Origin of the sequence: Corallococcus macrosporus (assembly GCF_017302985.1) — a bacterium.
GTDB lineage: Bacteria > Myxococcota > Myxococcia > Myxococcales > Myxococcaceae > Corallococcus > Corallococcus macrosporus_A.
Genome location: NZ_JAFIMU010000003.1, coordinates 38,172 through 51,526, shown reverse-complemented (window position 1 = coordinate 51,526; position 13,355 = coordinate 38,172). Strand labels below are relative to the sequence as shown.

The window sequence follows — 13,355 nt, the reverse complement described above, 5'->3', positions numbered from 1 at the left end:
GCCACCCCCCGGCCCTTGGACTCACGACACGGGCGTCATGCCGCCACGGATTTGTGGACGCCTTTTCGTGGTCCCTCACGGAGACAGTCCCATGACGTTCAAGTCCAAGCTGGCCGCCCTCACCTTCTCCCTGGCCTTCACGGGCTGTGGCCCCAGCACGGGCCGTGCGCTCCACTCTGTGATGACGAATGCGTCCTCTATGCGCGTTGCCGGACGGAGCAGGATTCCTACGGCATCAATCTGCCCTTTGGCCTGTTCAGCACCAGCGCCTGCGACGCGCGCACCGGCACGAAGGCCGAGCTGAACATCACCAACTACTGGTGCCCGCCGGGCGCTCACACCAGCAACTGCTCGGGCCCCCTGTAGCCGCCGCGCCACCTCCCCTGCCCCAGCGATTGCCTCCTCCCGGACAGCCAGCCTGCCGGGCCCTCCGCTCCTGACACCGATGCTGTGCGCGGCGGCGGCCTTCCGCCAGCCACCAGCCAGTTCGGCGGTCGAGCCGGTGAGTCTTTGTGCCGGGTGACCCCACGCCCAACGTCCTGGGGCAACGGTCGAAGGCGTGCGGCGAAGCCGCCCGGCGTCCGGGGCGCCTCTCGCGCCCCAGGAGGTGCTCATGACAGACACAGGTAGCAGCGGAGGATCATGGAAGAGGTGGTGGGGGCCCCTGCTCGCCCTGCTCCTCGGAGCGACACCCCTGCTTGGAGCCGCGCAGCAGGCGAAGGCCTCCACCGGGTCCGACGCTCGAATCGATCCCCAGGCGCAGCGCATCCTGCGCCAGATGAGCGACTTCCTGTCCGCGCAGCGCGAGTTCTCCGTCCGCACCCAGGGGACGCTCGATGAGGTGCTCGACTCGGGGCAGAAGATCCAGCTGCAGCGCTCGGGTGACGTGCGCCTGCAGCGGCCCAACCGGCTCCGCGTGGACCGCACCGGAGACCTGGCCAGGCTCCACCTCTTCTACGACGGCCGGCAGCTCACCCTCCATGGCGAGCGCGCCAATGCCTATGCGACGACGCCAGCCCCCACCACGGTGGATGCCACGCTGGACATGGCCTCACAAAAGCTCGGGTTGGATGCACCCGGGGCGGACCTCCTCGTCAGCAACCCCTACGCCGCCCTCACCGAGGACGTGTGCTCGGGGCGCTATCTCGGCGGCTCCATGGTGGACGGCGTGGCCGTGCACCACCTGGCGTTCCGCAACAGCGACGGCGTGGACTGGGAATTGTGGGTCGAGGACGGCCCGCGGCCCCTGCCGCGCAAGTACGTCATCACCTCCAGGGACCTGCCAGGAGCGCCGCAGTACTCGGTGAGCCTGTCCGAGTGGAACCTGTCGCCCCAGCTCACCCAGGACCAGTTCCAGTTCACGCCCCCGCGCGATGCGATGCGCGTGTCGTTCCTCGCACCCGACTCGCAGGGCGGGGCGCAGCAAGGAGGCTCGAAATGAGGATGCTCGCGCGCAGGTCCCGCCAGCGGGCGGCGGCGATGATGCTGGGACTCTTCTTCCTGGGTGAGATGCTCCCGGAGGTGGCCCTGGCCCAGAATTACGGCACGTCGCGCCGGGTGGCGCGGCGCACCTCGCGACGCACGGCCGCCCGTCACGACGCCTATTACGGCGGCACGAGCACGGCCGTGGTGGCGGTGCCCGCGGGCGCGCAGACCGTCACGGCGCTCCCCGCGGGATGCGTGGCCAGCGTGGCGGGCGGCATCACCTACCAGCAGTGCGGCGGCGTCCGCTACCGCCCCTACTACCAGGGGGAGAGCCTCGTGTACGTCGTCGAGTAGCCCCGGCGCGTCAGGCGAACCGCTCGCGGAAGGCCCGCAGGTTGGGGCCGTCCCCTCCCCGCTCCCACACCGCGAACACCACGCGCTCGAAGACGCCGGGGAAGGCGTCCAGGGCGCTGGCGAAGGCCTCCGCCGCGTCGTGCGGCTGGTTGCGGAAGGCGCCACAGCCCCACGCTCCCAGCACCAGCGTGCGGTGCCCGTGGTGCGCCGCCACCTGGAGCACCTTCACCGCCCGCGCTTGCAGCACCTCCCGCATGCGGGGCAGCAGGTGCGGTGCGTTCCGCGCGGCTGAACCGGCGTTGGGCGCGGGCGCGGTGATGACGGACACGCGGAAGGGTTTCTCCAGCAGCGTGAGGCCCTCGTCCCGGAAGAACGGCACCTGGGGTGAGTAGATGACGTGGTCCGTGTACAGCGGCGAGGACTGCGCACGGTTGGCGTCGTAGTACTCGCGCTGCGTGAGCAGGCACGGGTAGAGCGCCGAGCAGCGCGCCAGGTCCTCCTCCTGCGCCTTCGCTCCGCCCAGGAAGCCGCCGCCCGGGTTCTTCGCGGACGCGAAGTTGAGCGCGACGACGTCCGTCACTCCTTCCGCCTCCACGCACCGGCGCGACGCGGCGCCGGTCTTCTCCGGCGTCACCTCGATGCGAAGCGCGGCGCCTTCCACGCGAGGCTCGGGCCGGGGCAGCCGCTCGAAGTCACCGGGCCGGTAGAGCCGCGTCCCGCGCAGGGCGTGCTCCACCTGCTCCCGGAACCGCACGGGCCTCCCGGACGGTGCCACGTACTCGCCCTGCTCCACGATTCCGACGGTCTCCTGCGCGATTCCCTTCAGCGACATGGCCCCCTCCCTGGCTGGCGGCTCCCGGGATGGACCCGGCAGCCTTCGTGTCCACAACACACGAAGACTGGAACCCGGACCTGACACGCCTTCGAACACCTGGAGACAGGCCCGGGCTGTACCGCTTTGACGGCTTTTCCCTGCAGGGCTACCGTTTTCAGGCCGCAGCTCTTGCCGCGGTATTCCGAACGGGTGTCAGCCCCTCCAGGAGGTTGTCATGATTCGCATTGCGAAGAGTGCCGGACAGACCTTGCTCGCCGTCGTCGCGGCCGCTGCCTTCTCATTCACGGCCACGCAGGCCCTGTCCACGCCAGCACCGGTGGGGCCGCAGGCGTACACCTGTGATGCCTGCATCGCGTCATGCATCGAGATGGGTTTCTCCTATGGCTTCTGCCCCAGCCGGAACGAGTGCGCCTGCTACTGAAACAGTTCGCCGCTTTCATCTCGAAAATCCTCCAGGAGTCTCCCATGAAGCTCTCTCTCGCGGCGATGGTGACGTTGGTTGGTATTTCCCTCCTGGGGTGCGGAGGCCCGGCCCTTGAGGACACGATGGCTCCCGAGGCCGAAGCGCGCACGGTGTCCCAGTTCGGCACCTGTACGGCGGCCTGCTCGGGGGGAACTTCGGTCTCCTGTACCGGGGCCACCTGCTCTTCGACCGACTACCAGGGCGTCACGTGTGACGGCGTGCTGACCGCGTGCCCGTCCACGTGTGCCGGACTGCCGTCGTGCAGCCTGTACGTGAACCTGCGGTGCACCACTCCGGGCGCGACGAAGGAGTGCTGCAACGCCACGAGCCACCAGCCGAACTCCCTGCTGTGCTCGGGCTCGGCGTCCACGGGCTACCGCTGGCTCAACTACTAGCGCCGCCGCGCCGCTGAAGCAGGCCCGAGGCGAAGCGGGGGCTTCGCCTTGGGGCGGGATTCGTCCATCCTGGGGGGATGGATTCGACACGCGAGCGCATTCCGGACCGAAGCGGCCGGAGCAAGGGGCGGGCCCTGGAAGAGGTCACCCTGTGGAAGGTGAGCACCCGGAGCTTCGTGCTGGCGCTGGTGGCATGGACGGCGCCTCCGGCCGTGGTGCTCTCCGCGGCATCGGTAGCGTGGTTTTCGTGGCCGGGCTTCAGCCTGCCGTGGTTCGTGGCGCTGTTGGTCGCGACCGGCTTCGGCATCGGGATGGTGAACCTGATGCTGCTGATCCTGAAGGTCGACGCGCCGGGATCCACGTACTGCAAGGTGCCGCTGCTGCACCTGGAGCGCTCCGCGCGGGAACTGGTCCTGCGAGATGCTTCTGGCCAGGTGCTGGGAGCCCACTCCAACGGAACGCTGCGGGTCCTGCGCACGAACCTGCAGCACGGCCGTGGCCTGGTGGGCGCGCTCGCCCTTGAGCACGCGGGCGGCACGACCCTCCTGATGACGCATCAACTGGCCGGCGCGTGGCCGGGGCTGCGCGCCGGTCAGCATTCGCAGACCGCACACCGCATCGATGCCCCCCTGTTCGACGCGCTGTTGGAGTTGGCGGATGGAGTCCCTTGATACAGCCGTCAAAAGCGGCGCGCCGCATGGCCAGGGAATCCAATATTTACAGATTTATAATGAATTCCTGCTATTCGGCCTGTTGCGTCACCGAGACAGCGACTCCAGGACGTGGATGGCCTCGAAGAGGACCGCGCGGAACTCGGGGTCGTCGTCCTCTTCATTGACAGACTCGCGGAGCTCCCGGAGCGGGGGGAGCAGTGAGACATCCTCCAGCGCCTGGGCCGCCTCCACGTCCAGCGTGGTCACCACGCCCTCCTCCAGCACGCGCCGCAGCGGCTCCAGGGCACGCGCGTCCTTGCGCAAGGCCAGGCCCAGCAGCGCCTCTCCGCGAATCTTCGGGTGGTCCTCGGAGAGCCGCTCCACCAGGGCCTCGCGCAGCTCCAGCGTGTCCACCTCGCGCGCCTGGGAGCCGAGCGTGAACGTGGCCCACTCGCGCACGGTCTCGTCGAAGTCACGGGAGAGATGAATCAAGGCCTGGAGCGCCTGGGCATCCCGGTGCCCCGACAGCCCCATGACGACGCCGAAGCGGACGTGCGCGTCCGGGTGGTCCTTCAGGGGAAGGAGCGCGGGGACCGCGCGGGGGTCCCCCAGGTGGCCCAGGGCAGCGGCCATGGCCTCCAGCACCGCGGCATCCTGCTCCTTCGCGAGCGCCGGCAGGAGTGCGTCCGTGAAGCGTGCGACGAGCTCCGGAGACCGGTTCCGGAAGTCCAGCTGTGCAAGGACGTTCGCGCCGCGGCCCCGCTCCTTCGCGGAGGAGGACTGGAGCCAGGCCGCGGCGCGCTGGAAGACGTCCTCGCCACCGCGGTGGTGCAACTGCCAGATGGCGCGCCACGCGCCCGCGTCCTCCTCATCCCCCTGGAGCGTGCGGGCGAAGAGCTCGTCGGTGGAGAGGTCGGCTTCGGGCGGGGAGTCCATGCCGGGCAGCGTAGCGCTGGACACTCGTGCCCGGCCGGATACCTGCGCGGACTAGAGTGTGGCCAACAGGAAGGGCCGAAACATGGAGGCAGTGAAGATGCGCTTTGAAAGTCGGTCCGCGCGGGGTTCGGTGCTCATCGCGCTTCTGGTCGCAGCCACGCCCCGGACGGTCAGCGCCGCGCCTCCGGCGCAGGACGGGCTCGAGCTCAAGCGCTTCAAGGCGAGTGAAACGACCGACGCGATGTATGTCCTGCGCGCCACGGGCTGCCGCAAGGCGAGCGACACCTGCAAGCTGGAGCTCGAGCTGAGCGAAGGCGCGGAGGGGAAGCGCAAGGCGAGGCTTCCCGACGGCATGGCTCACGGGATTCAGCAGGCCCCCTCAGGAACCGCGTCCTCCGAGCGCTGGACCTCCGGCGAGGAGGAGCGCAACGTCACGACCTCCGTCCAGCCGGTCCGGCTCACGGCTGACGCGTGGGGGCTCCTCGTCACCCAGGAGAGCGGGTTCGAGCACGTCCATCGCCGGCACCGCCTCTATGTCGTCAAGGATGGGGGCGTGGCGGAAGCCTGGAAGGGGGATGAGAACTTCGCGGGTCCGGAGCAGTCCTCCGTCAGCCCGTATCCGCTGACGCCAGACTCACCGGTCGAAGGCTTCTTCAGGGAGTATGTGTTTCTCTCCGCCGATGCCGACAGCGGCGAGCCCGACCAGTGGAAGCTCCAGGCCTATCGCTGGGATGCCACGGCCCAGAAGGTGGTGAAGGAGCGGCGGCCCGAGCGCCACGCGGCCATCATCGGAAGCTTCAAGACGGTCCGGGAGGCCATCGCCTACCGTGAAGACACACAGTCGGAGAAGCTCTGTACGAACGACTTCCTGGTCCTCGAGAGCACCTCGTTCAAACGCCTGACCCCGGGGCTGTTCATCGTGACGAAGCTCCTCCCGGAGAAGAAGGCAGCCGAGGCCGCGCTGAAGAAAGTGAGCGCCTGCAACCCGAAGGTCTCGGGTTACGTCAAGGCACCCTGACCCTGCTCACAGATGGAAGTTGGAGAAGACGGTGTGGTTGCCCAGCAGCACGGGGAGCTTCACGGTCAGGACGATAGCCCCCTCTTCGTGTGAAGCGGGCTGCACGGTGTGCACCGGCTGGCATGCCCTCTGACGTGTCACGAGCTCATGACGCAACTCGATACACGCCGACGCCCGAAGTCACAGGCGGATTCTGCGCCTCAACACAACGCACCAGGATCCGGATCCCGCAAAAAGGAATCCTCAAAAACAGTCTTATCTCCGCAATCCGCTGGAATTCTGCCGGACTGGATCAAGCGGCGAGCACAGCACGAGCCGCGTTAAAAGCTTTGCGAGCAAATCGTTTGGCCGTGTTTGACTTTCACTGTGAGTGAGTCAATAGTTACATTCCGGGTCAAAGACAGGCATCCCCTGCTCTAGCGGCACCCGTCCGCCCGGAAGGAATCCCCACATGCTGAAGCACTCTCTCAAGGCCGCGCTCGCGGCCGGAGCCATGTTGTGCGCGGGTTGTCAGGCCGAGGGGCCGGATGAGGCCCCGGCGGCGGCGGGCCGGGATCCCATCTCCGACCGTGGTGAAATGGGTGTCACGAGCCGGCGACAGTCGCAGGCACTGGGCTCGGTGACGCCCCAGACGGTGGATGCCCGCAAGTCGGTGGTGCTGACCGAGACGGCCATCCTGGCCAACTTCACCCTGTCCGGCGTCCTCAACCAGCTGGCCGCGCAGAACGGGGGCACGGGGCTCAACAGCACCCAGCTCTTCCGCCAGCTCTGGGACACGCAGACGCCGTCGCCCGGGCAGGCGGACCTGCAGCCGGGCGCGCACTGCACGGACAGTGGCAACCTGCTCAACGGCTTCCCCAATGGCTGCCGTCCCCAGGAGGGCGCGCAGGCGGTCCCCACCAGCCTCACCAACATCGGCTCCTACTCCGCCATCGGCATCTACAACCGCTTTGACCTGGCCCCCACCTCCGGCGCCGACTGTGGTGAGTATCGCGTCGTCTTTGGCAAGACAGGCGGAGGCGGCGGACGCAACTTCATCATCTTCGAGGCCGCCCTTCCCAATCCCCGTCCGGACCTGGGTATCGATGGCTGCCGTCCCGTCCAGTCCTTCTGGCGCGACCTGAGCACGAAGACGCTGGCCAACCGCGCCATCGCCGTGCGCGACTTCTACTTCACCGGCCTGCCGGGCTTCTCGCCGGTCATCCACATCAACAACTACGGCTTCAACCCGGCGGGCATCGGTCAGGTGCGCGTCAACATGTTCATCAACGGGCCGTGGATGCTGAAGGAGTTCAAGATCCAGCGCCAGTGCCCGGGCGGGGTGTGCACCCTGAAGTTCGCCCCCGTGACGGTGAAGGCCAACCCGGCGGGCCGGCTCTTCAACCCGGCCTCCACGCATGCGCTGGCCCCCAGCTTCCGCGCGCACTTCATCACCCAGGTGGAGGAGCTGGCGGTCAACAACGTCAACACGTTCAACTACTCGGTTCCGGATCAGTTCAACGCCGCCCAGAGCGACGCGCAGTCCTTCGGTGTCGAGGATGACTACGCGGCCCAGTTCGGCAGCGGCGCCAGCACCTTCCGCAACGACATCCAGGCGGAGCTCACCCGGCTGGGCAGCCCGCTCACGCCGAACCAGATCGTCGCCCGCGCCCAGGCCCTGTCCTGCGGCGGCTGCCATGACCGCAGCAGCGGCGGCGCCATGGGCGGCGGCATCTCCTTCCCGAACTCGGCGTCCTTCGTGCACAGCACGGAGAGCACCCAGACGGGGCCTGAAGGCACCCGCTTCGTCGTGTCCAGCGCGCTCGCCAACACCTTCATCCCCTTCCGCAAGCAGGTGATGGAGGACTTCCTCAACGCGGACCACCCGCTCACCCCCGTCTCCCGGTTCGACCTCTCCGGCTCCGCCACGGATGGCCGCTTCGGCTACTGGGTGGAGCGCCGCGGCACCGGCGTGGTGATGAAGGCCTCGCTCGACAGCGGCGGCGAGAGCGTCCTCGCCTTCAACCGCCCGGACCCCATCGCCGTCGCGACGGATGGCGTCAACGTGTACTGGACAGAAGCCGCGGGCTCCATCCTCAAGGTCTCCGTCAACGGCGGCGCGGTGTCCACGCTCGCCACGGGCCTCACGGGCCTGGGCGGCATCGCCACCGACGGCACCAGCCTGTTCGTCACCCAGGGCGGCTCCATCCTGTCCCTGCCCGTGGCGGGCGGCGCCCCCACCACGCTCGTCAGCGGCCGCCCGGGTGTCACGGGCCTGCTCACCGTGGATGGCACCCACCTCTTCTGGCAGGAGGGCAACGACGTGCAGCGCATGCCCAAGGGCGGCGGCGCCCTCGGCGTGTTCACCTCGCGGCCCTCCATCACCGGCCTGGCCAGTGACGGCGTGCGCCTCTGGGTGGCGGAGAACCTGAACCCCGGCAACGTGCTGGCCTTCCCCCTGGCGGGCGGAGCACCGGTGGCCACCTTCGCCGCGGCCTTCAGCATCAACAGCATCTCCGCGGGCGGCGGCCACGTCGTCTGGACGGAGAACCGCAACCCCGGCGTCGTCATGGCGAAGGTGAAGTAGCCCTCCCAGCGACGCGTCACCGGCCCCCCTGCCAGGGGGGCCTCCTTCCTCCCAGCTCCGCTGTTCCCTTCAACCGCTCACGCGATGGGTCCCACATGCGCAAGCCTTCCCCTTCCCCCTTCCTGAAGGTCGCGGTCCTCACCCTCCTGCCCGCCGCCGCGGTCGCTGAACCCATGCAGGAATGGCGTTGCAGCGTCGACAGCCTCACCCCGGAGCAGGCCCAGGCGCGCATCGAGTGGGCCCGCAAGTGCGGCCTCACCCAGAACCTCAACCCGGCGGGCCCGAACGCGTGGTTCCTGTCGGGCAAGGCCTTCGACACGAACTTCGACTGGGCCAAGGAATACAAGGAGTTCAACACCAACCGCGCCTGGACGGGCAACCTCAACCAGTACAACGTCAATTACTATTACGCGTTCTCGAAGTACGCCAACACGCCCATGTACACGGTGGCCCCGGAGACGACCGGCCCCACGGCGAACTACTTCAAGTGGACGCACACCAGCACCCGCCCCCGCACGCTCTACCCCTCCTTCGAGAACAGCCCGGTGGCCGGCAGCGGCACGCAGCTCTTTCCGCACCCCACGCTGAACGACTGCAACCTTTACGCGGACGCGGCGGGCACCACCGTCTGGCCCTCCAACTTCTACGTCATCGCCTACTGCGAGTCGTCCTGCTACGCGCCGGACCAGCGCGTGCTGTTCAGCGACGGGGAGAAGAACCTCGTGGAGGCCATGAAGCAGGGCCGCGAGGACGTCATCACCCTGGGCGCCAATGCCACGCTGGATGACCTCCAGCTCACCCAGGGCAAGGTGTACAGCTACACGTCCGAGACCCGGGACAGCGAGCACCTGCTCTACCACCTGCGCACCGCGTCCGGCGGCGAGCTGAAGGTCACCAACGAGCACCCCGTCGTCACCCGCGAGGGCCGGCTGGTGCAGGCCCAGACGCTCAAGGTGGGGGATGAGCTCCTGCGCCAGGACGGCACGCCGGACGCCATCGTCTCCGTGGAGAAGAGCACCCACTTCGGCAAGGTCTACAACCTCAAGCCGGAGGCGCGTGACCCCGTCTCCAACATCCTCGTCGCCCAGGGCTTCCTCGTCGGCTCCGCCCGCTTCCAGAACGACGACATCGAATACATGAACCGCGTCCTGCTGTACCGCGGCGTCCCCGCCGACGTGTTGCCGCAGTAGCGCCCCGGTGTCTGTTGTCTGGCCGTGTCCCTGAACACCCAAGGAGCAAGCAGGATGACCTCATCCCTTTCACGTCCCCTCGCCGCGCTGGCGGCACTGTCCCTCTTCCCGCTGGCGGCGCAAGCCGAGCCTTTGCAGGAGTGGCGTTGCAGCACCGACAGCCTCACGCCCGCGCAGGCCGCCATCCGCATCGAGCGGGCGCGCAAGTGCGGGCTCATCCGCAACGTCCTCAACCCCGAGGCGTGGTTCCTGTCCTCGCGCGCGTTCGATTCGACCTTCCAGTTCGCCAAGGACTACAAGGAGGTCAACACCGCGGTGAACCCGCTGGGTGACAAGTCCTTCTCCGGAAGCGCGTTCCAGTGGAACGTCAACTTCTACCACGCGTGGGGCACCTTCGACGCGACGCCGCTCTACACCGTGTCGCAGGAGACCACCGGCGCGACGGCCAACTACTTCAAGTGGTCCCACACGGCCACCCGGCCCAGGCCCCTGTACCCCACCTTCGAGAACGTCGCCTCCGTGGGCACGGGCACGCAGCTCTTCCCGCACCCCACCAACCCCGACGACTGCCGCCTCTACAGCAACCCGGCGGGCACGGGGACGCCGGTGCCCAACAGCAGCAGCTTCTTCGTCGTCGCCTACTGCGAGTCCTCCTGCTACACGCCGGATCAGCGCGTGCTGTTCAGCGGCGGCGACGCGAACATCCTGGAGGCCATGAAGCAGGGCCGCGAGGACGTCGTCACGCTGAGCCCCGACTCCACGCTGGACGCGCCCCAGCTCGCCCAGGGCAAGGTGTACAGCTACACGTCCGAGACCCGGGACAGCGAGCACATCATCTTCAACCTGCGCACCGCGTCTGGCGGTGAGCTGCGCGTCACCAACGAGCACCCCGTCCTCAACCGCGAGGGCCGGATGGTGCAGGCCCAGACGCTCAAGGTGGGGGATGAGCTGCTGCGCGCGGATGGCACGCCGGACGCCATCGTCTCCGTGGAGCAGGGCACCCACTCCGGCAAGGTCTACAACCTCAAGCCGGAAGCGCGCGACCCCGTCTCCAACGTCCTCGTCGCGCAGGGCTTCCTCGTCGGCTCCGCCCGCTTCCAGAACGACGACGTCGAGTACATGAACCGCATCATCCTGTACCGCGGCATCCCCGCCGAAGCGCTCCCCCAGTAGCGCCCGGAAGCGTCCCCCGTCACACGCAGTCCGCCCGGGGCCCGTCGTGGGCCCCGGGCCCGCTGGTCCTGGATGTCTTGGTTGGGAGGAGAGCACCATGAAGCGCAGCCGTTCGTGGATGGTCCTGGGGTTGGCCCTGCTGGCGGTCGTGGGAGGCGTCTGGCTCTGGACGGGAGAGGAAGCGCCCGCGCCTGAAGCCGCCCCCGTGGCCGAGGCCCCGCGCCCGCCCGCCGCCCCGCCCGCCGCGGCGGCCCCCATCCCGCCGCGTCCCCGTGAGAAGGCGCCTCCCCTGCTCGAGGCGGAGGCACCGCCCCCTGGCACCGAGCGCCCTCCGCTGATGCCCAAGGAGCTGATCGCCCAGGCGCTGGAGGACAACAAGCCGCTGGGGCTGTTCATGCACTACCACAAGCACGTGCTGCTCGACGCGCAGGGCCGCGACGAGTACCGCAAGCTGCTCTCCGGGCCGGAGATGATGAAGACCATGGCCGACCGCCTGAAGGATCCAGGCCGCGGCGAGGTGCAGCCCCAGGAGCAGTACGAGCGGCTGATGGAGGTGGACTACTTCAAGGCCGCGCTCGCGTGGAAGGACAACCCCCAGCGCGACCAGCTGCTCGCGCACGCCGAGGACATCATCCTCCAGCAGAACATCTTCGGCGCCCAGGACACCGAGCGCCGCTACATGCTCGCGGGCGGGAAGATGGAGATGTACCGCCTGCTGGCGGAGCACGACATGCAGCGGGCGCTCGCGTTGGGTGAGCGCGCCCGGGGCACCAACATGGAGAAGCTCACCGGGTGGATGGCGCAGGAGGAGCAGCGCCGCCGCACCCAGGAGGAGCAGATCCGCCTGGAGATGCAGGCCCAGGCCCGCAACTCCGCCGCGCCTTGAGGCCCCGCTCCCGCATCCCGTGTCTTCCATTGCATGGATGGTCCATGCCCCGCACAAACAACAACAGGTGGTGGTCAGTGTCGCAACACAGAGAGAGCCGGAGCACGCGCAAGGGGTGGGGGCTGGTGATGGCCATGGGCGTGCTGGGGACGGTGGGCTGTACGGGTGACGACGAACCCGAGGAGCCCGCGGGCACGTGCCAGACGGCCTGGCAGCAGGACTACCAGGGCGGCACCGCCAGCGCGGACGAGGCGCTCTCCGTCTGGGCCGGCAGCTCCGGCGCCGTCTATGTCGCGGGCTATGACCGCGGGAGCCTGGGCAAGACGAACATCGAGCCCTCGGACAACTCGCGGGCGGTGGTGCTGCGCTTCAACCCCAACGGGTCGCTGGACCGCACGGAGGTCGTGGACACGGGGGGCACGGACGTCGCCGAGCACATCGTGGGCAACGAGTCCCTGGGGCTGCTGACGGTGGTGGGCCGCACCACGGGCGCGCTGGAGAACTCCACCAACCGGGGACAGTTCGACCTCTTCGTGTCGCAGCTGGATGCCAAGGGCAACAAGAAGCGGACCGTGCAGCAGGGCAACGAGCGCCCGCAGCATCCGCTGAAGGTCGCCGTCCATCCCAATGGCAGCGTGTTCGTCGCCGGCTACGAGGACCTGTACGTCGAGAACCGCGTGGTGCTGGACTCGGAGAATGGCTTCGTCACCCGCATCAACCGGGACGGCAATGGCTTCTCCTCCAGCGCGGCCTGGAAGTTCGCGTCCACCGTGGAGTCCAACCCGGACCGGCTGACGGGCTTCACGGCCAGCCCCAGCGGGGACGCGCTGTTCGCGTCCGGCTTCAAGTTCTTCGCCGACAGCGAGGGGCCCGGCGGCGCGTTCGTCCGGCGCCTCAACCCCGCGGATGGCGGTGTCGTCTGGACGAGCGTCATCGCGCCCGTGGCCACCGAGGCGGACGAGCTGCTGCTGACGCCCGACAACCAGCTCATCCTCGCGGGCTCCAGCCAGATGCCCCTGGAGCCGGGCGTCCCCAACGCGGGAGAGGTGGACATCTTCGTCGCGCAGCTCAACCCCGCCGACGGACAGGTCCAGTGGCTGCGGACGGTGGGCACGGCGGGCAGTGAGCTGGTCACCGCGCTCGCCCGCGCGCCCAACGGCGACCTCTACGTCGCGGGCGCCACCCAGGGCAGCTTCCCGGGCTTCACCAACCAGGGTGCCCGGGACCTGTTCGTGCTGCGCTTCAGCGCGGACGGGCGCCTGCGGGGAACGTGGCAGCGCGGCACCGCCGGCAATGATCAGGCGACGGCCATCTGGGTGGACCCGTGCGGAAGGGTCTTCCTGGCGGGCCACACCGAGGGCGCGCTCGTGCCCGGCCGCCAGCACCAGGGCAGCCGCGACATGTTCCTGCTCAAGGTGGACGTCCCCCAGCCCCAGTCGCCTCCGCTCTAATCCAAAGGAA

At 68.6% G+C, this 13,355-nt stretch carries 14 protein-coding genes; 11 read left to right on the top strand and 3 right to left on the bottom strand.

Going from position 1 to position 13,355, the window contains the following annotated elements; genetic code table 11:
* The first annotated feature begins 613 nt into the window (after nucleotides 1-613).
* Together JYK02_RS04985 and JYK02_RS04980 are read left to right on the top strand one after the other, a co-directional pair.
* Nucleotides 614-1,441, top strand: coding sequence for a DUF2092 domain-containing protein (locus tag JYK02_RS04985; protein ID WP_277991263.1), 828 nt, complete (start codon nucleotides 614-616; stop codon nucleotides 1,439-1,441).
* Nucleotides 1,438-1,779 carry a hypothetical protein gene (locus tag JYK02_RS04980; RefSeq protein ID WP_207048733.1) on the top strand — a complete coding sequence of 114 codons (342 nt, stop codon included), beginning with the start codon at nucleotides 1,438-1,440 and terminating at the stop codon, nucleotides 1,777-1,779. The genes JYK02_RS04985 and JYK02_RS04980 overlap by 4 nt, the downstream gene beginning before the upstream one ends.
* A 10-nt stretch (nucleotides 1,780-1,789) precedes the next feature.
* Here JYK02_RS04980 and JYK02_RS04975 read toward each other — a convergent pair whose 3' ends face one another.
* Entirely contained in the window at nucleotides 1,790-2,611 is an 822-nt protein-coding gene (locus JYK02_RS04975) for a TIGR02452 family protein (protein WP_207048732.1), read from the bottom strand.
* 217 nt (nucleotides 2,612-2,828) lie between these two features.
* On the opposite strand from JYK02_RS04975, the gene JYK02_RS04970 reads away from it, so the two are divergent.
* The 3 genes from JYK02_RS04970 to JYK02_RS04960 all read left to right on the top strand — a co-directional run bounded on the left by JYK02_RS04970 (nucleotide 2,829) and on the right by JYK02_RS04960 (nucleotide 4,143).
* Nucleotides 2,829-3,035: a hypothetical protein gene (locus JYK02_RS04970; protein WP_207048731.1), complete on the top strand. Its 207-nt coding sequence runs from the start codon at nucleotides 2,829-2,831 to the stop codon at nucleotides 3,033-3,035.
* Nucleotides 3,036-3,079: 44 nt separating this feature from the next.
* Complete coding sequence (locus JYK02_RS04965; RefSeq protein ID WP_207048730.1) at nucleotides 3,080-3,472, top strand: hypothetical protein; 393 nt, start codon at nucleotides 3,080-3,082, stop codon at nucleotides 3,470-3,472.
* A 158-nt stretch (nucleotides 3,473-3,630) separates the two neighbouring features.
* Nucleotides 3,631-4,143 (top strand): hypothetical protein, encoded by a 513-nt coding sequence (locus JYK02_RS04960; protein ID WP_207048729.1) that lies wholly within the window; start codon nucleotides 3,631-3,633, stop codon nucleotides 4,141-4,143.
* Nucleotides 4,144-4,230: 87 nt separating this feature from the next.
* Here JYK02_RS04960 and JYK02_RS04955 read toward each other — a convergent pair whose 3' ends face one another.
* Nucleotides 4,231-5,061 (bottom strand): HEAT repeat domain-containing protein, encoded by an 831-nt coding sequence (locus JYK02_RS04955; RefSeq protein WP_207048728.1) that lies wholly within the window; start codon nucleotides 5,059-5,061, stop codon nucleotides 4,231-4,233.
* A 97-nt stretch (nucleotides 5,062-5,158) separates the two neighbouring features.
* Between JYK02_RS04955 and JYK02_RS04950 the strand changes: the two genes are divergently transcribed.
* Nucleotides 5,159-6,079, top strand: a complete 921-nt coding sequence (locus JYK02_RS04950; RefSeq protein WP_207048727.1) for a hypothetical protein — start codon at nucleotides 5,159-5,161, stop codon at nucleotides 6,077-6,079.
* Between the two features lie 6 nt (nucleotides 6,080-6,085).
* On the opposite strand, the gene JYK02_RS40340 is transcribed toward JYK02_RS04950, so the two are convergent.
* The gene (locus tag JYK02_RS40340; RefSeq protein ID WP_277991261.1) at nucleotides 6,086-6,220 is read right to left on the bottom strand and encodes a hypothetical protein; all 135 of its coding nucleotides are present in this window, start codon (nucleotides 6,218-6,220) and stop codon (nucleotides 6,086-6,088) included.
* A 310-nt stretch (nucleotides 6,221-6,530) separates the two neighbouring features.
* Between JYK02_RS40340 and JYK02_RS04945 the strand changes: the two genes are divergently transcribed.
* From JYK02_RS04945 to JYK02_RS04925, 5 genes are all read left to right on the top strand, one after another.
* Nucleotides 6,531-8,645, top strand: coding sequence for a hypothetical protein (locus tag JYK02_RS04945; RefSeq protein ID WP_207048726.1), 2,115 nt, complete (start codon nucleotides 6,531-6,533; stop codon nucleotides 8,643-8,645).
* Nucleotides 8,646-8,740: 95 nt separating this feature from the next.
* The gene (locus JYK02_RS04940; RefSeq protein WP_207048725.1) at nucleotides 8,741-9,835 is read left to right on the top strand and encodes a Hint domain-containing protein; all 1,095 of its coding nucleotides are present in this window, start codon (nucleotides 8,741-8,743) and stop codon (nucleotides 9,833-9,835) included.
* Between the two features lie 54 nt (nucleotides 9,836-9,889).
* On the top strand, nucleotides 9,890-11,008 hold the full coding sequence (locus JYK02_RS04935; RefSeq protein ID WP_207048724.1) for a Hint domain-containing protein: 1,119 nt from the start codon (nucleotides 9,890-9,892) through the stop codon (nucleotides 11,006-11,008).
* Between the two features lie 97 nt (nucleotides 11,009-11,105).
* On the top strand, nucleotides 11,106-11,894 hold the full coding sequence (locus JYK02_RS04930) for a hypothetical protein (RefSeq protein WP_207048723.1): 789 nt from the start codon (nucleotides 11,106-11,108) through the stop codon (nucleotides 11,892-11,894).
* Nucleotides 11,895-11,971: 77 nt separating this feature from the next.
* Nucleotides 11,972-13,345, top strand: coding sequence for a hypothetical protein (locus JYK02_RS04925; RefSeq protein WP_207048722.1), 1,374 nt, complete (start codon nucleotides 11,972-11,974; stop codon nucleotides 13,343-13,345).
* Nucleotides 13,346-13,355: the final 10 nt, after the last annotated feature.